Below are 513 nucleotides of genomic sequence, written 5' to 3'. Positions count from 1 at the left end.
ATCCTTTCCATGTAGGTATTTGTAGTGATGTTTGAATCTTCCAAATTTTTATCTAAAATAATCTCTAAGGGAATTTGAGTTTGGTGGGCTAATAACCGACTTAAATTTTCTTCTAAAGTCATTTCATAAGAAAAAACTAAGAGATGAGGATGATGATGAGTTTCTTGGTATTTAGTTTTAGTGATATCTAACAGGAGATTATAGACAAAAGTGGTTTTTCCTAAACCAGTATAGCCTCCAATAGTGATGATTTGGCCCTTTTTAAAGCCTTTTGTGGCTTGATTTAATCCTTTGAAGGTTTCCGATAATCGATAGTATTCTTCTTGAATTTTTTGTTTAGCTTGTTGATCGGACTCGAAAAATTCAGGATGACAAGAAGCCATTTGATTTAAAGTTAACAAAGTCTTATCGGAGGGATGAGGTATAAAGGACATAAATTTTCTTAATTTATCAAAGATTTCTTGGTAGTATAGATGTTGATGATAAGGGTCCTTGTTTTCAAAAGAAGGACTA

The 513-nt window shown here is 32.0% G+C and carries 1 protein-coding gene; it reads right to left on the bottom strand.

Annotation, left to right across the window (positions count from 1 at the left end; all coding sequences use genetic code 11):
• Window positions 1–513: DnaB-like helicase C-terminal domain-containing protein (locus tag OL66_RS00885; RefSeq protein ID WP_034172088.1), on the bottom strand; the 513-nt coding region annotated here is incomplete at both ends.

The organism is Chrysanthemum yellows phytoplasma, assembly GCF_000803325.1.
GTDB lineage: Bacteria > Bacillota_I > Bacilli_A > Acholeplasmatales > Acholeplasmataceae > Phytoplasma > Phytoplasma asteris.
This window is presented reverse-complemented; position numbering and strand designations above follow the sequence as displayed.